The 18,077-nt window shown below is 63.2% G+C and carries 17 protein-coding genes; 12 read left to right on the forward strand and 5 right to left on the reverse strand.

Features of this window, described 5'->3' with window-relative positions:
- The first annotated feature begins 224 nt into the window (after positions 1-224).
- The 6 genes from ATI53_RS02225 (at position 225) to uvrA (ending at position 9,678) form a co-directional block, all read left to right on the forward strand.
- Complete coding sequence (locus ATI53_RS02225) at positions 225-1,577, forward strand: ABC transporter substrate-binding protein (protein WP_111549637.1); 1,353 nt, start codon at positions 225-227, stop codon at positions 1,575-1,577.
- Positions 1,578-1,641: 64 nt separating this feature from the next.
- Positions 1,642-2,616, forward strand: a complete 975-nt coding sequence (locus tag ATI53_RS02230) for a carbohydrate ABC transporter permease (protein ID WP_009504946.1) — start codon at positions 1,642-1,644, stop codon at positions 2,614-2,616.
- A 1-nt stretch (position 2,617) separates the two neighbouring features.
- Entirely contained in the window at positions 2,618-3,871 is a 1,254-nt protein-coding gene (locus ATI53_RS02235; RefSeq protein ID WP_111549638.1) for a carbohydrate ABC transporter permease, read from the forward strand.
- Between the two features lie 9 nt (positions 3,872-3,880).
- The gene (locus tag ATI53_RS02240) at positions 3,881-5,527 is read left to right on the forward strand and encodes an alpha-amylase family glycosyl hydrolase (protein WP_111549639.1); all 1,647 of its coding nucleotides are present in this window, start codon (positions 3,881-3,883) and stop codon (positions 5,525-5,527) included.
- A gap of 20 nt (positions 5,528-5,547) precedes the next feature.
- Entirely contained in the window at positions 5,548-6,639 is a 1,092-nt protein-coding gene (locus ATI53_RS02245; RefSeq protein ID WP_009504949.1) for an ABC transporter ATP-binding protein, read from the forward strand.
- A 150-nt stretch (positions 6,640-6,789) separates the two neighbouring features.
- Positions 6,790-9,678 (forward strand): excinuclease ABC subunit UvrA, encoded by a 2,889-nt coding sequence (uvrA, locus tag ATI53_RS02250; protein WP_111549640.1) that lies wholly within the window; start codon positions 6,790-6,792, stop codon positions 9,676-9,678.
- Between the two features lie 345 nt (positions 9,679-10,023).
- On the opposite strand, the gene ATI53_RS02255 is transcribed toward uvrA, so the two are convergent.
- Positions 10,024-10,224 (reverse strand): YgaP family membrane protein, encoded by a 201-nt coding sequence (locus ATI53_RS02255; RefSeq protein WP_009504952.1) that lies wholly within the window; start codon positions 10,222-10,224, stop codon positions 10,024-10,026.
- Between the two features lie 87 nt (positions 10,225-10,311).
- Positions 10,312-11,097: an enoyl-CoA hydratase gene (locus ATI53_RS02260; RefSeq protein ID WP_009504953.1), complete on the reverse strand. Its 786-nt coding sequence runs from the start codon at positions 11,095-11,097 to the stop codon at positions 10,312-10,314.
- 67 nt (positions 11,098-11,164) lie between these two features.
- On the opposite strand from ATI53_RS02260, the gene ATI53_RS02265 reads away from it, so the two are divergent.
- Positions 11,165-11,593 carry a PaaI family thioesterase gene (locus tag ATI53_RS02265; protein ID WP_009504954.1) on the forward strand — a complete coding sequence of 143 codons (429 nt, stop codon included), beginning with the start codon at positions 11,165-11,167 and terminating at the stop codon, positions 11,591-11,593.
- Positions 11,594-11,667: 74 nt separating this feature from the next.
- On the opposite strand, the gene ATI53_RS02270 is transcribed toward ATI53_RS02265, so the two are convergent.
- Positions 11,668-11,895 carry a DUF1127 domain-containing protein gene (locus ATI53_RS02270; RefSeq protein ID WP_009504955.1) on the reverse strand — a complete coding sequence of 76 codons (228 nt, stop codon included), beginning with the start codon at positions 11,893-11,895 and terminating at the stop codon, positions 11,668-11,670.
- Positions 11,896-11,966: 71 nt separating this feature from the next.
- Between ATI53_RS02270 and ATI53_RS02275 the strand changes: the two genes are divergently transcribed.
- The 5 genes from ATI53_RS02275 to ATI53_RS02295 all read left to right on the forward strand — a co-directional run bounded on the left by ATI53_RS02275 (position 11,967) and on the right by ATI53_RS02295 (position 16,523).
- The gene (locus tag ATI53_RS02275) at positions 11,967-13,394 is read left to right on the forward strand and encodes an aminotransferase-like domain-containing protein (protein WP_009504957.1); all 1,428 of its coding nucleotides are present in this window, start codon (positions 11,967-11,969) and stop codon (positions 13,392-13,394) included.
- Positions 13,395-13,563: 169 nt separating this feature from the next.
- Positions 13,564-14,022 (forward strand): 50S ribosomal protein L13, encoded by a 459-nt coding sequence (gene rplM, locus ATI53_RS02280; RefSeq protein WP_009504958.1) that lies wholly within the window; start codon positions 13,564-13,566, stop codon positions 14,020-14,022.
- A gap of 2 nt (positions 14,023-14,024) precedes the next feature.
- The gene (rpsI, locus tag ATI53_RS02285) at positions 14,025-14,513 is read left to right on the forward strand and encodes a 30S ribosomal protein S9 (RefSeq protein WP_009504959.1); all 489 of its coding nucleotides are present in this window, start codon (positions 14,025-14,027) and stop codon (positions 14,511-14,513) included.
- A gap of 79 nt (positions 14,514-14,592) precedes the next feature.
- On the forward strand, positions 14,593-15,378 hold the full coding sequence (locus ATI53_RS02290) for a putative nucleotide-diphospho-sugar transferase (RefSeq protein WP_009504961.1): 786 nt from the start codon (positions 14,593-14,595) through the stop codon (positions 15,376-15,378).
- The gene (locus tag ATI53_RS02295; RefSeq protein WP_111549641.1) at positions 15,375-16,523 is read left to right on the forward strand and encodes a glycosyltransferase; all 1,149 of its coding nucleotides are present in this window, start codon (positions 15,375-15,377) and stop codon (positions 16,521-16,523) included. Before ATI53_RS02290 ends, ATI53_RS02295 begins: the two co-directional genes overlap by 4 nt.
- Positions 16,524-16,559: 36 nt before the next feature.
- Here the strand turns inward: ATI53_RS02295 and ATI53_RS02300 are convergent, their stop codons facing one another.
- Both ATI53_RS02300 and ppk2 read right to left on the reverse strand, forming a co-directional pair.
- Complete coding sequence (locus ATI53_RS02300; RefSeq protein WP_009504964.1) at positions 16,560-17,177, reverse strand: TetR/AcrR family transcriptional regulator; 618 nt, start codon at positions 17,175-17,177, stop codon at positions 16,560-16,562.
- Complete coding sequence (ppk2, locus tag ATI53_RS02305) at positions 17,177-18,046, reverse strand: polyphosphate kinase 2 (RefSeq protein ID WP_009504965.1); 870 nt, start codon at positions 18,044-18,046, stop codon at positions 17,177-17,179. The genes ATI53_RS02300 and ppk2 overlap by 1 nt, the downstream gene beginning before the upstream one ends.
- Between the last annotated feature and the right edge of the window lie 31 nt (positions 18,047-18,077).

Here is an 18,077-nt window from a genome sequence, read left to right on the forward strand (position 1 = left end):
GGGGACGGAAAGGGGTTTCGCATTTCTGCGAAATAGCTGCGCTGCGGCTTGGAAAGTTCGGAAAAAACTGGAAGGGTGTGATCGACATGCTAGGTCTTGATCGAAACGTTCATTCAAATTCAAAGCGCTTTGGGGCGACTCGCCTCATGGGCGTTCGCATATCGGCGTCAGCACAACTTTTCGGCGCAAGCTTAAAGGGAGGACACATCACCATGACAGGACACATGAACCGCCTGGGGCTCGGGGCGGCGACCGTCGCGACCATGATCGCAGGCGCGGCCAGTGCGCAGGACATGCCCTATGAAATCGGCGAGGGCGAATTTCACTGGGACGGCTATACCGCCTTTGCGCAGGCGCATGACCTGACGGGGCAGACGGTGACCATCACCGGCCCCTGGACCGGCTTCGAAAAGGAAAAGGTGGACGTGATGTTCCGCTATTTCGAAGAGGCGACAGGCGCCGAGGTCAACTATTCCGGTTCGGACAGTTTCGAGCAGGACATCGTGATTTCCGCGCGCACGGGCACGGCGCCGAACCTGGCGGTGTTTCCGCAGCCAGGCCTTGCGGCCGACATGGCGCAACAGGGCCTGCTGACACCGCTGCCCGACGAAACCGCCGGCTGGATTTCGGAAAACTATGCCGCCGGGGACAGTTGGGTGGATCTTGCCACCTATGAGGGCGAAGACGGCGAAGACCATCTTTACGGCCAGTTCTACCGCGTCGATCTGAAATCGCTGGTGTGGTATTCGCCCATCGCCTTTGACGAGATGGGTTATGACATCCCCGAAACGATGGAAGACCTCAGGGAGTTGACCGAACAGATCGTCGACGACGGCGGCACGCCCTGGTGTATCGGGCTGGGATCTGGCGCCGCGACCGGGTGGCCGGCCACCGACTGGGTCGAAGACCTGATGCTGCGCACGCAAGAGCCGTCGGTCTATGACCAGTGGGTCAGCAACGAGATTCCCTTCGATGATCCGGCGGTGATCGGCGCGATCGAGGAATTTGGCTGGTTCGTGCGCAACGACGATTTCGTGCAGGGCGGCGCGCAGGCCGCGGCCACCACCGATTTCCGCGACAGCCCGTCGGGCCTGTTCGCGGTGCCGCCCGAATGCTACATGCACCGGCAGGCGAGCTTTATCCCCGCCTTTTTCCCCGACAGCGCCGAGCTTGGCGACAATGTGGATTTCTTCTACTTCCCGGCCTATGAGGACAAGGACCTTGGCACCCCGGTTCTGGGCGCGGGCACGCTGTTTTCCATCACCAACCCGTCCGAGGCGACGGATGTGATGCTGGAATGGCTCAAGGAGCCCATCGCGCACGAACTCTGGATGGCGCAGGACGGTTTCCTGACCGCGCATGCGGGCGTCAACCTCGACGTCTATGCCACCGATGCCCAGCGCGCCATGGGCGAGATCATCGCCGGCGCGACCACGTTCCGCTATGACGCATCCGACCTGATGCCGTCGGAAATCGGCGCCGGGGCGTTCTGGACGGGCATGGTCGATTTCGTCACCGGCGAATCCGCCGAAGACGCGGCGGCGGCGATCCAGGCCCGCTGGGACACGCTGAAATAGGCCATCGGCCACGCGCGCCCCGCGGTTCGGGGCGCGCCGCAAACGCACGGGAGGAGAGCAGCTCATGTCGCCGATCTTGCAGGGGGTCCTGACCATAATCATCGGGGTGGGCGGCTGTCTTGCCTATTTCTACGGCTCGAACCTGGTGCTGGACCGGGTGGTCTTTCCCGCGCGCAACGACGATCAGGGGCGCAACATCCGGCGCGCCACGATGGTGCGGCCCTGGTTGTTTCTGCTGCCCGCGATCCTGGCGCTGGGGCTGTACCTTGTCTATCCGGTGGTGGGCAGCTTTATCCGGTCGCTTTACGACCGGTCTGGCAGCAATTTCGTGGGTTTGGGTAATTATCTGGAAATGTTCCAGGAATCCGGGTTTCGTGTGGCCGTGTTCAACAATTTCCTGTGGATCCTGTTTGTCCCTGCCGCATCCACGTTCTTTGGCCTGCTGGTTGCGCAACTGACCGACCGCCTGAGCTGGGGGGCGATCGCGAAATCGCTGATCTTCATGCCGATGGCGATCAGCTTTGTCGGGGCCTCGCTGATCTGGAAATTCGTCTATGCGGGCGATCCCGCCATCGGCATCATCAACGCCATCGGGGCCTATTTCGGGGCCGCGCCGGTGGATCCGCTGCAAATCCCGTTCTGGAACAACTTTTTCATCATGATCATCATGGTCTGGATGCAGACCGGCTTTGCCATGGTCATCCTGTCGGCGGCGCTGCGCGGCATCCCCGAGGAAACCATCGAGGCGGCGATCATCGACGGCGCCAACCCGTTTCAGTTGTTTTTCAAGATCAAGGTGCCCCAGATCGCGGGCACCATCGCGGTGGTCTGGACCACGATCACCTTTCTCACGCTCAAGGTATTCGACATCGTCTACACCATGACGGGCGGAAATTTCGACACCGACATCCTGCCCAGCTACATGATGGACTACATGTTCCGCGACGATGGCCGGGCGACGGCGGTGGCCTTTGTCATCATGGTGATCGTGACGCCGGTGATGATCTACAACATCCGCCAGGCGCGGAAGGACGTGTAGCATGGACAATCTTGCCGGACAAAAGAGTTCGCTTTCCGTCGTCACCAACCTTGCGGTGATCTTTCTGGTGGTGATCTGGCTGGTGCCGACGGTGGGCCTGCTGGTATCGTCGTTCCGGGAACGCGACCAGATTTCGGAAACCGGGTGGTGGGCATCGCTTTTCCCGGTCGAGGCCGCGGTGCGGATGCGCCCCTCGGCCAGCGGCGCCAGCATGGACGGCGATTACGGCGTGCTGCGGGGCAACCTGTTTGACGGCGAAACAGGCTCGGTGTCGGCCTTTGGCCTGACCGGGCGCGATCCCGGCGCGGCACAGGTGGGCGAAACCTACGCCCGGTACGAAGTCACCGTCACCGAAGACGGCGAACTGGACGACGAGCGGATCGAAATCGCCTACCCGTCCGACGAAGAACCGCAATTCCCCGAAACCACCGAAGACGGTCTGCCGATCACGCCCGGCAGCGCGATCCTGCAACGATCGCTGACCGTGGCGAGCAACGGCGATTTCACCTATATCGACAAGGGCGAGATCACGCGCGCGCCGTCGATCTATGTGGTCACCAAACAGCCCCCCGATTTCGGTTTGCAGAACTACCGCCAGATCCTCACATCGGATGGCATGGACCGGGCGTTCATCAACACCCTGACCGTGACGGTCCCCGCCACGGTGATCCCGATCCTGATCGCCGCCTTTGCCGCCTATGCGCTGGCGTGGATGGAGTTTCCGGGGCGCGGCTGGCTGGTTGCGGCCGTGGTCGGCCTGCTGGTGGTGCCGCTGCAACTGGCGCTGGTGCCGATGCTGACATTGCACAACAAGCTGGGCATCGGCCAAAGCTTTCTGGGCATCTGGCTGGCGCATACCGGGTTCGGGCTTCCGCTGGCGGTTTACCTGTTGCGCAACTACATGATCGGCCTGCCGCGCGACATCATCGAATCCGCCAAGGTCGACGGCGCCACGGATTTTCAGGTGTTCACCAGGATCGTGCTGCCGCTCAGCTTTCCCGCCCTTGCCAGCTTTGCCATCTTTCAGTTCCTGTGGACATGGAACGACCTGCTTGTCGCCAAGGTGTTCCTGCCCTCGGGCAGCGACAGCTGGGTGATGACGGTCAAGATCGCCGACGACCTGCTGGGGTCGCGCGGCGGCGACTGGGGCATCCTGGCGGCGGCGGCGTTCGTGTCGATCGCGGTGCCGTTGCTTGTCTTCTTCCTGATGCAGAAATACCTCGTGCGCGGCCTGCTGGCCGGCTCGGTGAAATAAGGACCCTTCATGACCGACTCGACCTCGAACCAGCACCTGACCAAAGATCCCGACTGGTGGCGCGGCGCGGTGATCTATCAGATCTATCCGCGCAGTTTTCAGGACAGCAACGGCGACGGGGTGGGCGATTTGCTGGGCATCGCCAACCGGCTGCCGTATGTTGCCTCGCTGGGGGTGGACGTGGTGTGGATCTCGCCGTTCTTCCGCTCGCCCATGAAGGATTTCGGCTATGATGTAAGCGATTATTGCGACGTCGATCCCATGTTCGGAAATCTGTCGGATTTCGACGTGCTGATCCAGTCGGCCCATGCGCACGGGCTGAAGGTGCTGATCGACCTCGTGATTTCGCACAGCTCGGTCGAACATCCGTGGTTTCAGGAAAGCCGGTCGTCGCGCGACAACCCAAAGGCCAACTGGTACGTCTGGGCCGACGCCAAGCCCGATGGCACGCCGCCCAACAACTGGCTGTCGATCTTCGGCGGGTCGGCGTGGCGTTGGGACCCGACGCGCTGCCAGTATTACCTGCACAATTTCCTGTCCGAACAGGGTGACCTGAACTTTCACGAACCGCAGGTGCAGGACGAGCTGCTCAACATCGCGCGGTTCTGGCTGGACCGGGGGGTAGACGGCTTCCGTCTGGATACGGTGAATTTCTACACCCATGACGCGCAGCTGCGCGACAATCCGGCGCTGCCCATCGAAGAGCGCAACCCGATCACCGCGCCCGCGGTCAACCCCTACACCTGGCAAAATCATCTTTACGACAAGACCCGCCCCGAAAACCTGGTCTTTCTTGCAAGGCTGCGCAGCCTGATGAACGACTACCGCGCCGCCGCCGTGGGCGAGATCGGCGAGGACCAGCGCGGGCTGGAGGTGCTGGGCGATTACACGCGCGGCGACGACCACCTGCATATGTCCTATGCGTTCGAACTGCTGTCGGATCATGCGCCCACCGCCGCCTATATCAAGACCGTGATGGACGATCTGGAGGCCAAGGCCACCGGCGGCTGGGCCTGCTGGGCGTTTTCCAACCATGACGTGATGCGCCACATCACCCGCTGGGACATTCCCGAAGAGGCGGTGCGGTTGTATCTGACGTTGATGATGTGCCTGCGCGGGTCCGCCTGCCTGTACCAGGGCGAGGAACTCGGCCTGCCCGAGGCCGAATTGCGCTACGAAGACATCCGGGACCCCTATGGCAAGCGGTTCTGGCCCGCGTTCAAGGGCCGCGACGGCGCGCGCACTCCGATGGTATGGGACCCGAACGCCCATAACGGCGGTTTCAGCACCAGCTCGCATCCGTGGCTGCCGGTCAGCCACGAGCATCTCAAGCTGACGGTGGCGGATCAGGAAAACGATCCGCTCGCGATGCTGCATCATTATCGCCGGGCGATTTCCTTTCGCCACAGCCATCAGGCGCTGAAAAAGGGTACGATGACCCGCGTCAGCTGCGAAGGCAGCGTGCTGAAGTTCCATCGCAGCCTTGGCACCGAAGAGCTGTTCTGCGGGTTCAACATCGGCGATGCGCCGGTGACCGTCGCCGCCCCCGAGGGACGGTGGCTTCAGATCGGCGCCGAACTGGGCTCCGCCGGGCCCGCGCCCGACGGAAAATTGCATTTCGGACGCTGGCAGCCGGTGCTGGCGGTAAGAGCGTGACGATTGGGAGGGGATAGGCCATGGCGGATCTGAAACTGACGGATGTGGGCAAGACCTACGGCGGCACGGTTGAGGTGCTCAAGCACATCGACCTGGATATCGAGGCGGGTGAGCTGATCGTTTTCGTCGGCCCCTCCGGGTGCGGCAAGTCCACCTTGCTCCGGATGATCGCGGGGCTGGAAAAGATCACCGCCGGCACGCTGGACATCGCCGGGCAGCGCGTCAACGACGTACCGCCCGCGCAGCGCGGCATCGCGATGGTGTTTCAAAGCTACGCGCTGTATCCGCATATGACCGTGCGGGACAACATGTCTTTTGCCTTGCAGATCGCCAAGAAATCCAAGGCCGAAATCACCGAGGCGGTCGAGCGCGCCGCCAGGATGCTGCAACTGACCCCGTATCTGGATCGCCTGCCCAAGGCGCTGTCGGGCGGGCAGCGACAGCGCGTCGCCATCGGACGCGCCATCGTGCGCGACCCCAAGGTGTTCCTGTTCGACGAACCCCTGTCCAACCTTGACGCCGCGCTGCGCGTGGCGACGCGGATCGAGATCGCGCAGCTCAAGGAACAGATGCCCGACCGCACGATGATCTACGTCACCCACGATCAGGTCGAGGCGATGACGCTGGCGACCCGCATCGTGGTGCTGGCGAACAAGGGCATCGCGCAGGTGGGGTCTCCGCTTGAGCTGTATGAGAGGCCTAAAAGCGAATTTGTGGCGCAGTTCATCGGCTCGCCCGCGATGAACCTGTTGCCGGGCGAGATCACCGGCACGGGCATGCGCACGACGGTGCGGCTGGCGGGCGGGGGCACGGCGGTGTCCGACGTGTCCACCAGCGACGCGGACATGGGGATGCAGGTTAACGTGGGCGTCCGCCCCGAGGATTGCACCATCGCGCGGCAGGCCGCCGTCTACAGCGGCAAGGTCGCCCTGACCGAGGCGCTGGGCGAGGTGACCCTGCTGCATTTCGACCCCGACGAACACGCCCAAGAGCCGGTCATCGCCAAGCTTCCGGGTATCCACAAGGGGCTGCGCGGCGAGACCGTCAAGCTGTCGGTGGACCCGGCCAAGGTGCATCTTTTTGCGCAAGGCACGTCGCTGCTGTATCGCTAGGGGGCCTGTCCTCTGCGCGGACAGAGGGTGGGCCACGGGAATCGGCTTAATCTGACGGCGAAGCGGTTAAGTTCCCGTTACGTTCGCTCTTTGCCATTGGCGAAACCGCGCGGCTCGCCTATGTAACGGGCATCCGTTCCCGGAGGTCTCATGCCTGAGCTGAAACAGATCGAGGTTCGCGGCGCGCGCGAGCACAACCTGAAATCCATCGACGTGGATATTCCGCGCGACGAGCTGGTGGTGATCACCGGCCTGTCGGGGTCTGGCAAGTCCAGCCTCGCCTTCGACACGATCTATGCCGAAGGCCAGCGCCGCTATGTGGAATCGCTGTCTGCCTACGCGCGCCAGTTCCTCGACATGATGGAAAAGCCCGATGTCGATCAGATCTCGGGCCTGTCCCCGGCGATTTCCATCGAGCAAAAGACCACGTCAAAGAACCCGCGGTCGACCGTCGGCACGGTCACGGAAATCTACGACTACCTGCGCCTGCTCTTCGCCCGCGTCGGCACGCCTTATTCCCCCGCCACCGGCATGCCCATCGAGGCCCAGCAGGTGCAGGACATGGTCGACCGCGTCATGGGGATGGAAGAAGGCACGCGCGGCTATCTGCTCGCCCCGATCATCCGTGATCGCAAGGGTGAATACCGCAAGGAAATGCTGGAACTGCGCAAGCAGGGCTTTCAACGGGTGAAGGTGAACGGCGAATTTCACGATCTCGATACGCCCCCGACGCTGGACAAGAAATTCCGCCACGACATCGACGTTGTGGTCGATCGCATCGTGGTGCGCGAAGGGCTGGAAACCCGTCTTGCCGACAGTTTCCGCACCGCGCTGGATCTGGCCGACGGCATCGCCATCCTGGAAACCGCGCCCGGCGCGGAAGAGGGCGCCGCGCCGCCCGAACCCGAGCGCATCACCTTTTCGGAAAACTTCGCCTGTCCGGTCAGCGGCTTCACCATCCCCGAGATCGAACCTCGCCTGTTTTCGTTCAACGCCCCGTTCGGCGCGTGCCCCGATTGCGACGGGCTGGGGATGGAGCTGTTCTTTGACGAACGGCTGGTGGTGCCCGACGCGACGCTCAAGGTCTATGACGGGGCCATCGCGCCCTGGCGCAAGGGGAAATCGCCGTATTTCCTTCAGACCATCGAAAGCATCGCCAAGCACTACGAATTCAACAAGAATGACCGCTGGAAGGATCTGCCCGCTCATGTGCAGCAGGTGTTCCTGCACGGCTCCGGCGACGAGGAAATCCAGTTCCGCTATGACGAGGGGGGGCGCGTCTACAACGTCAGCCGTGTGTTCGAAGGCGTCGTGCCCAATATGGAACGGCGCTACCGCGAGACCGACAGCGCCTGGGTGCGCGAGGAATTCGAACGCTACCAGAACAACCGCCCCTGCGGCACCTGCGACGGTTATCGTCTGCGCGAAGAGGCGCTGGCGGTCAAGATCGGCACGCCGGACAATCTGATGCACATCGGGCAGGTGGTGCAGATGTCGATCCGCGAAGCGCACGCCTGGATCGAAACCGTGCCCGCCGCGCTGACGGGGCAACGGAACGAGATCGCGCGCGCCATCCTCAAGGAAATCCGCGAACGGCTGGGGTTTTTGAACAACGTCGGGTTGGAATACCTCACCATGAGCCGGGCGGCCGGGACGCTGTCGGGCGGCGAAAGCCAGCGGATCCGGCTGGCGTCGCAGATCGGGTCGGGGCTGACCGGGGTGCTGTATGTGCTCGACGAGCCGTCCATCGGCTTGCACCAGCGCGACAACGACCGACTGATCGGCACGCTGAAATCCCTGCGCGATCAGGGCAACACGGTGATCGTCGTCGAACATGACGAAGACATGATCCGCCAGGCCGATTACGTCTTCGACATCGGCCCCGGCGCTGGCGTGCATGGCGGGCAGGTGGTTGCCAAGGGCACGCCGCAGCAAATCATCGACGACCCCGCCAGCCTGACCGGGCAATATCTTGCGGGCACGCGGGAAATCGCCGTGCCGCGACTGCGGCGCAAGGGCAACCGCAAGACGCTGCGGGTGGTGAAGGCGACCGGCAACAACCTCAAGAACGTAACTGCGGACTTTCCACTGGGCAAGTTCGTCTGCGTGACCGGCGTGTCGGGCGGGGGCAAGTCGACGCTGACCATCGAAACGCTTTACAAGAACGCCGCCGTGAAGCTGAACGGCGCGCGCGAAACCCCGGCCCCCTGCGAGACGATCAAGGGGTTCGAACATCTCGACAAGGTCATCGACATCGACCAGCGCGCCATCGGGCGCACGCCGCGGTCCAACCCCGCGACCTATACCGGCGCCTTCACCCCGATTCGGGACTGGTTCGCCGGCCTGCCGGAATCCAAGACGCGCGGCTACAAGCCGGGGCGGTTTTCGTTCAACGTCAAGGGCGGGCGCTGTGAGGCCTGTCAGGGCGATGGCGTCATCAAGATCGAAATGCATTTTCTGCCCGACGTCTATGTCGAATGCGAAACCTGTAAGGGCAAGCGCTACAACCGCGAAACGCTTGAGGTGCGGTTCAAGGGCAAATCCATCGCCGACGTGCTGGATATGACCGTCGAAGAGGCGCAGGGCTTTTTCCAGGCGGTGCCCAGCATCCGCGAAAAGATGGACGCGCTGATGCGGGTGGGGCTGGGCTATGTCAAGGTCGGCCAGCAGGCGACAACCCTGTCGGGGGGCGAGGCGCAGCGCGTGAAGCTCTCAAAGGAGCTGGCGCGCCGATCCACCGGGCGCACGCTGTATATCCTCGACGAGCCAACCACCGGTCTGCATTTCGAGGATGTCCGCAAATTGCTGGAAGTGCTGCATGAACTGGTCGATCAGGGCAACACCGTGGTGGTGATCGAACATAATCTGGACGTCATCAAAACCGCCGATCACATCATCGACATCGGCCCCGAAGGCGGCGATGGCGGGGGGGAAATCGTCGCCACCGGCACCCCGGAAGAGGTGGCCGAGGTCGCGGGCAGTCACACCGGGCATTATCTCAAACCGATGCTCAAGCCGGGCAAGGTGGCGGCGGAATAACGCGCCAAAGGCCGGCTTCGTCGTCGGACAGGATCGGCCTTTGGTTTTCCGCGCGGCAAGGTTCTGTCGGACAGCGCCTGGATCACGCCAACCGCAGCCAGGATTTTTGCGTGTCGGGGTCGACCCGCAGCACATCCGCTCCGCGATGATAACGAGTGCCCCCGCCCAGCCCACAGGGTTCGGGGTCGCGCGGTCGGACATAGCCATCGGGACTCCGGCCACACCTGCCCAACTGCGCGCGGTCCCGGCCGCCCTGGCGCGGTTCGCCGCGGTCATCCTGCCCTTTTTGCGCCGCCCGAAGGGCAGCGGGGCGGTCTTCCGGCAACGGCCCGCGCGATCTGCGGGCTATTTCCCGTCGGGGCGGGTGCTGATGCCAAGCATGGAATACAGCGGACAGGTTCCGGCAAGGCCGGTTGCCAGCGGCACGACTCCCAGCAGCAACAGCCAGTGATACGGTCCCTGCACGATAAAGGCCGCGCCGATCATCAGCGCCCCGACAACGATGCGCAGGATCTTGTCGATCCCGCCGATATTCCTGGCAAACATGGAATGTCCTTTCCCTGACAGATTCGGTGCCGGGGCAGGGTGCCGGTTATCACATTCCATTTCTTTGATCTGACCACAGGTTTCGGCTTATTGCCGCCAATCTGGGTCGCGCTTTTCCAGAAAGGCCGAAATGCCTTCATCGGTATCGCGCCAAAGCATGTTCTCAACCATCACGGCCCCCGCGTAGGCATAGGCTTCGTCAACCGCAAGGCCGGCCTGCGCGTAAAAGGCGCTCTTGCCGATCTTGACGGCCGCGCCCAGCTTGTCGGCCACGGTCCGCGCCAGATCCAGCGTCACCTCGCCCAGTTGGTCGTGTGGAACGACGCGATTCACCAGCCCCATCTGGCGCGCCTCTTCGGCATCGGCGAACCGGCCGGTGCTGAGCATCTCAAACGCGTGTTTGGCGGGGATGTTGCGGGTCAGCGCCACCATCGGAGTCGAACAGAACAACCCGATGTTCACCCCGTTCACGCCAAAGCGCGTGCCCTTGGCGGCCACCGCCATGTCGCAGCTTGCCACCAGCTGGCAACCCGCCGCGGTGGCGATGCCGTGCACCTGCGCGATCACCGGTTGGGGCAGCCTTTGCAGTCCCGTCATCACCGCCGAACAGCGCGCGAAAAGGTCGGCAAAATAGGCTCGCCCGTCATCATCGGCCTGCCGCCCGGCCTGCATCTGTTTCAGGTCGTGCCCGGCGCAGAACACCTTGCCCGCGCCCGACAGCACGACGGCACGGATCGCGCGATCCTGCGACAGCGCGTCGATCTGCGCCATCAGCGCGGCCAGCATCTCGTCCGAGAGGGCGTTCAGCCGTTCGGGGGCGTTCAGTTGCAGATGGGCGACGTGCCCCGTGTCGTGACGTTCCAGAAGCGCCATCTTGTCCTCCCATGGGTTTGGCGTCACCCTAGCGCCGCAAGCCTGTTGAGGCAAAGGGAGGAAACGCATGGCTCTGGTCTTCACCATCACCGAAATGAACGCTTATCTGGCCGAGGTCTTTCCCCAGGTGGACGGCATGTTCGGCATCGACCAAATGGACGAAGATCTGCTGGTGATGCGCCTTATGGTGTCCGACAGCCACCTGCGCCCGGGCGGCACCGTGTCGGGGCCATCGATGTTCGCGCTGGCGGATGTGTCCGCCTATGTGGCGACGCTGGCGCGGATAGGGCGACAGGCGCTGACCGTGACCACCCATTGCAGCATTGATTTCATGCGCAAGCCCGAGTCGGGGCGCGATCTGCTGGCCCAGGCGCGGTTGCTGAAACTGGGTCGCACGCTTAGTGTCACGGATGTGTTGATGTATTCCGAAGGCTCTGCGACGCCGGTGGCGCATGCGTCGCTGACCTACTCGATCCCGCCCGCGCGAATCGGATAGGCGCCTGGGCAATGAAAAAAGGCGCGGGGGAAAGCCCGCGCCCAGTTCAGGAAGAATTCCGGCAGGTCCGGGGATCAGCCCTGCCAGAACATCCGGCGCGCCTCCTTGTAGGCGACGTGCCGTTCCAGGCCGATATCCCGCAGAAGATGGCCGTCCAACTGCCCAAGCGCCGTTCGGGTGCGCCGGCGTTCGGACCATTTCACCAGCACGACCGCGATTCGCAGCGCAAGGCTCGCCAGGACCGGCAGCGGGCGCTGCGCGTCGAGGTAGGCGATAAGCGGGGCGTGTGCGGTCTGTGCCATGGGGAGTCTCCGTAACCTTGTGTTGGTACAATTTCCTTGTGTTTCGTATTGTTGTGATACAATGTGGCCCTATGAGCGTCGAGAAAAACATTGTGCCCGATACAATCTTCGCACTCTACGCGCGTCAGCCGGAAGGTCCGAAGTATCGCATGCTGTCCGCAGCCCTGCGCCAGGGGGTGGCCGAGGCGCGTTTACCCCCCGGCACGCAGTTGCCGCCGGTGCGCGACCTGGCGTGGCGGCTGGGGATGACGCCGGGCACCGTGGCGCGGGCCTATACGCTGCTGACCGATGAGGACCTGTTGACCGCCGAGGTGGGGCGGGGCACCTTTGTCAGCGGGCAGGCCGAACAGCGCCCGCCCTTGTATATCACTCGGCCATGGCGCGAAGGTCCCGATGGCACGGAAATGGTGAACCTGTTCACCGCCCGGCTGCCCGATCTTGGTCAGATCGACCTGATAAACGATAGTTTCCGGCGGCTTGCGGCGCGGTCCGACCGGGCGCTTCTGGATTATCCGACCGCAGCCGCCTTTGCCCCCGCGCGGCAGGCGGTGGTGGACTGGCTGACCGCCGTGCCGCTGGGGGTGGTGCACCACGAGGATGTGGTGCTGTCGCACGGGGCGCAAAGCGGCATCTCGCTGGTGATGCAGGCCGTGCTGCGCGGCCGCCGCCCTGTGGTGATGGTCGAGGAGCTGGCCTATCCCGGATTTCGCCGCGCCGCCGAATTGCTGCGCGCCGATATTGTATCGGTACCGATGGACGAACATGGCATTGTACCATCCGCCCTGGAAGAAATCGCCCGCAAGCACGAGGGGCAGATCCTGTGTACCTCGCCGGAACTGAACAATCCCACGGCCATCGTGACGCCGTCGGAACGGCGGCGCGACATCGCCGAGGTGGCGCGGCGCTGCGCCTTTGACATATTGGAAGACGATTGCACCTTTCTGGGCGAGACCCGCGCCGAATCCTACCGCGCGCTGTTGCCGGAACAGGGCTGGTTCGTGTCCTCGATTTCAAAAACCCTGACGCCGGCGTTGCGGATCGGCTTTGCCATCGCGCCGCAGGGCAAACGGCAGACTCTGCGCCGGGTGGCCGAGAACGGGTTTTTCGGGCTCGCGCGCCCGCTGGCCCATCTGGCGCATGATCTGCTGATCCGCGACGAAACCCGCGAAATCGTGCGCTCGGTGCGCCGTCGCAACGCCGTTTATGTGCGCGCGACGGTCAATGCGCTTGGCGGTTACGATCTGGGCTGGCACCAGCATTCGCCATTTGCCTGGCTGCGTCTGCCGCAGGGCTGGCGGTCCGCCGCCTTTTGCCTTGCCGCTGAAGGGCAGGGTGTCCAGGTGCGCCCGGCCGAGGATTTCGCGCCGCGCACCGGCTTTGCGCCCCACGCGATCCGCATCGGGATGAACGCCCAGATCGCGCTTCCGGATTTCGAGGCCGCGCTGGCGCGCCTGCGCTGCCTGCTCGACAATCGCCCCGAGCAGGAGATGATGGCCTGAGGGACCAGATTTGGGGTATTTGAGTACCTAATTTTCAAGTCACTGAAAACCAAGTATTATTTGGGGCGTGCTGCGCTTGACTGGGAATTTTCCGCGCGTATAACCCGGCAATCGGAATTCGGGGCGCGGTGCCTGCATCGCCCCCAGTACAAAGCTCAAGGGCACTCCAATGAAAACCTTCTCTGCGACTCCGGCAGATATCGAGAAGACATGGATCGTGATCGACGCCGAAGGCGTCGTTCTGGGCCGTCTCGCCTCGATCATCGCCATGCGTCTGCGTGGCAAGCACAAGGCCACCTTCACCCCGCACATGGATATGGGCGACAATGTCATCGTCATCAACGCCGACAAGGTGCAGATGACCGGCAAGAAGCGTGAAGAAAACTTCTACTGGCACACCGGCCACCCCGGCGGCATCAAGTCGCGCACCAAGGCTCAGATCCTGGAAGGCGCGCACCCCGAGCGCGTCGTCGTTCAGGCGGTCAAGCGGATGCTTCCGGGCAACCGTCTGTCGCGCAAGGTCATGACCAACCTGCGCGTTTACGCCGGCACCGAGCACCCGCACGAGGCGCAGTCGCCCGAAGTGCTGGACGTCAAGTCGATGAACAAGAAAAACACCCGGGTGTAATCATGGCCGATCAGATCAATTCTCTGGAAGAACTCGGCGAAGTCGCCGGGATCGAGACCGCCCCCGAAGTTATCGAAGAGCCGCGTGAGCCGGTTCGTGATGCGCTGGGTCGTTCCTATGCCACCGGCAAGCGCAAGGATGCGGTCGCCCGCGTCTGGATCAAGCCGGGTTCGGGCAAGGTTGTCGTCAACGGCAAGGAAATGAAGGTGTATTTCGCCCGTCCCGTGCTGCAGATGATCCTGCGCCAGCCGTTCTCGGTGGCCGGTGTCGAAGACCAGTTCGACGTCTATGCAACCGTCAAGGGCGGTGGCCTGTCCGGTCAGGCCGGCGCGGTCAAGCACGGCGTGTCCAAGGCGCTGCAGCTTTATGATCCGTCGCTGCGCTCGGCCCTGAAGGCCGCAGGCTTCCTGACCCGCGACAGCCGCGTTGTGGAACGCAAGAAGTTCGGTAAGCGCAAGGCGCGCCGCAGCTTCCAGTTCTCGAAGCGCTGATCCGTTCCCGGTCAGACAAACGGAAAGGTCGCCGTCCACTCGGCGGCCTTTTTTTGTCTTTGGCATGGGGATAGCTGCAATGGCGACGGAGTTCGAAATCATCACCTGCGCCGACGCGCAATTCTACGACATCCTTCGCGTGTTCGAACGCAATATCCATTCGGTGATGGGGCGCTATCCCGTGGTGTTCGACCTCGGCCTGACCAACGATCAGAAAAAGCAAATCAAATCGCCGCTGGTCAGCATCGAAGTTGCGCAGGGGTATAATCTGGTCAACGCCGATGGCTTTATCCGAACGATCCACAAGCCGACTGCGATTGGCCATGTGCTGAACAGCGGGCGCCCTTGCCTGTATCTTGATGCCGATATGCTGCTGACCGAGCCAATCCTCGCGCGTGACTTTCAGGGTGCCGATCTGGCTGTCACGCCACGTCACCCCAATGAGCTGGCCCGCGACAATCTGCAAAAAAACGGTGAAATCAACGCCGGTTTCTTGTATTTCTCGGGATCGGATTGCGCCCGTGCAATGCTGGATCGTTGGCACGATCTTTGTGCCACCACGGATTTCTCCGATCAGCGCGCCATGAGCCATTTGCTCAAGGGGTGGTCGCTTGAACGGATCGGAGTGCGTCAGCATCGCGGCGGGCTGTCGGTGGTAGCGCTTGACCCGCGGGTGTTCAACGACACCGGACGGCGTACTGGTAAGGTGCTGCACTTCAAGAACCTTGGCCGCAGGTCGCGCAAGCGGCGCGAATGGCTGCAATGGGCGTGGTGCATCCGGCTGCTGCCAAAGCTGGTGCGTGCGCTTGTCCGGGCGAGGCGTTCCCGCCTGAAGGCCGCCCCTCAGTCGAAAGTCCACACATGAGACCTTGCATCGTTGTCGAGACCTGTATCACGCCGGGCCAGACCTTCGTGAACCGGCATGTCGAGCACCTGTTCGGCGGCGCGGTCTGTGTCATCGCCGACAGGCTGACGCCGAATGTGCCGCGTGATGGCCGGTTTCTGGCGCTTGATGATGTTCCGGCAACGACGATGGGCTGGCTGAAAAAGCCAATGGCGCAGATGATCGGATATGCGAGGCACGGATCTGGGAACATCCCGTGGGGCAGAGCACGCCGGGCCGCGATTGATTTTCTGAACCAGCATCAACCCGACGTGATCCTTGCGGAATTCGGCCCGCAGGGCGTGGCGCTTGCGCCGATCGCCAATGCCGTCGGAATCCCGATGTTCTGCTATTTTCGCGGATCGGATGCGTCGTCGCGGTTGCGCCACCAGCATGTGCAGCGCGCGTACCGGCTGATGATGCCGCGCCTTGCGGGGGTGTTTGCGGTCAGCCAGTTCCTGCTGGACAACCTCGCCTCGGTGGGCGTGACGCATCCCAACGCGCATGTCATCCCGTCGGGTGTGGATGTGCGCCGCTTCGTGCCCGGCGAAAAGCGCCCCGGCAGCGTGCTTGGCATCGGACGTTTCGTGGAAAAAAAGCACCCGCTGCTGACCATTCGCGCCTTTGCCGAGGCGTCGCGCGATCATCCGCAGGCGCATCTGACGATGATTGGCGACGGCGAATTGTACGAACCCGCCCGCGCGCTGGTGGCTGAACTGGGGCTGGCCGAAAAGGTGTCGCTGCCCGGCGCCCTGCCGCATGAGCAGGTGCGCGCCCATCTGGAACGCGCCGAAATCTATGCCCAGCATTCGGTGACGGCGGGCAATGGCAACACCGAAGGGTTGCCGACCTCGATCCAGGAAGCGATGGCGGCGGGCTGCCTGATCGTGTCGACCGATCACGCGGGCATCCCCGAGGCCGTGACCCCCGGCGAGACCGGCTTTCTTGTGCCTGAACATGACGCCGCGGGCTATACCGATGCGCTGGCCCGTGCGCTGGCGATGCCGCCGAGGGACCGCGCCGCGATGTCGATGGCCGCGCGCGACACTGCCGTTGCAAGGTTCGACAACGCCGCGCTTTTGGTGCGGCTGGAAACCGCCATCAGCGACACGCTGAAGCGGGGTTAGCTGTCCGGGAGGAGGCTGTCGGGGGCAACCGGAGAGTTAAAGATCGGGGGGCAACAGCCCAAGCCCGCGCAGATAGATGCCGATGCCGCTTTCCAGCAGGTCTTCGGGCGGGAACGGCGATTGCGTGCCCGGTGAATTGCGCGCGAACAGCTCGACCACGCCATGGCTCATCGCCCAGATATGAGCCGAGAACATGCTGGCGGGCGGGCGTTTTCCGGGGGGGATATGACGCGAAAGATCCTCGGCGGCGCGTTCGAACACTCCGCGCGCGCGCGCTGAAACGGCCGCAAGATCGGGGGAATGGTTCACACTGATGCCGCTTTCGAACATCGAGATATAATGGCCGGGATATTTGCGGGCAAAGGCCAGATAGGCGCGCCCGGTCGCCTCGAACGCGGCCAGCGCCGAGGGCTGGCCGCTGTCATAGGCGTATTGCATGACATCGGCAAAGATCTCATAGCCCTGGCGCGCGGACTCGGCGATCAGATCCTCGCGCCCGCCGAAATGACGGTAGACGGCGGCGGGGGTGACACCCGCAAGCTTGGCCGCTTCGGAAACGGTGACGCCGGTCGGGCCCTTGGCCTCGATCAGCTCAAGTGCCGCGTCGACCAGCGCCTGACGCAGGTTGCCGTGATGATAGCCGCGCTTGCCCATCAGGCGTTCCAGATCTCCGGTCCGCCGCTGATTTTCGAATCCGGGGCGCCCACCGCCCTGTCCGATTTCTGCGTGTAATCCAGATGCCCCAGCACATGGCGCACCGCCGCCAGCCGGGCGCGTTTCTTGTCGTCGGACCGGATCACGGTCCAGGGGGCCTGCGCGGTGTGGCTGCGCGACAGCGTCTCCTCGATCGCGGCGCTGTAGTCATCCCAGCGTTTCAGCCCTTCGACGTCGATCCAGCTAAGCTTCCATTGCTTGAGCGGATCGCGTTCGCGCTTGATGAACCGGCGCAGTTGTTCGGCGCGCCCGACGTTGAGCCAGAACTTGAACAGGCGGATGCCCTCATTGACCAGCATCTTTTCGAACTGCGGCACCTGGGCAAAGAAATGTTCGCGCTCGGCCTCGGTGCAAAAGCCGAACACCTTTTCGACGACGCCGCGATTGTACCAGCTGCGGTCAAAGAACACGATTTCGCCGCCGCTTGGCAGATGTTCGATGTAACGCTGGAAATACCATTGCGTCGCCTCGGTGTCCGATGGCTTGCCGAGCGCCACCACGCGCGCCCCGCGCGGGTTGAGGTTTTCGCGAAACCGCTTGATGGTGCCGCCCTTTCCGGCGGCGTCGCGGCCTTCGAACACGATGGCGACGCGCTGGCCGGTGTCGCGCGCCCAGGCCTGCATCTTGACCAGCTCGATCTGCAACGCCTCCATCTCGCGCTCGTAGGTCTTGCGCTTCATCTCTTCGGAATAGGGGTAACTTGCCGACAGGATGTCATCCTTGTCGGCGCGTTTCAGCGCGTTGCGGATGTCGCCCGGGGCGTCGTTGTCGTAAAAATCGCTGATGGCACCGTCAAAAGGAAGGGTCACGGCCTGCTCTCCTGTCGTTATTTGTCTTGCA

The organism is Salipiger aestuarii (assembly GCF_003259905.1).
Taxonomy (GTDB): domain Bacteria; phylum Pseudomonadota; class Alphaproteobacteria; order Rhodobacterales; family Rhodobacteraceae; genus Salipiger; species Salipiger aestuarii.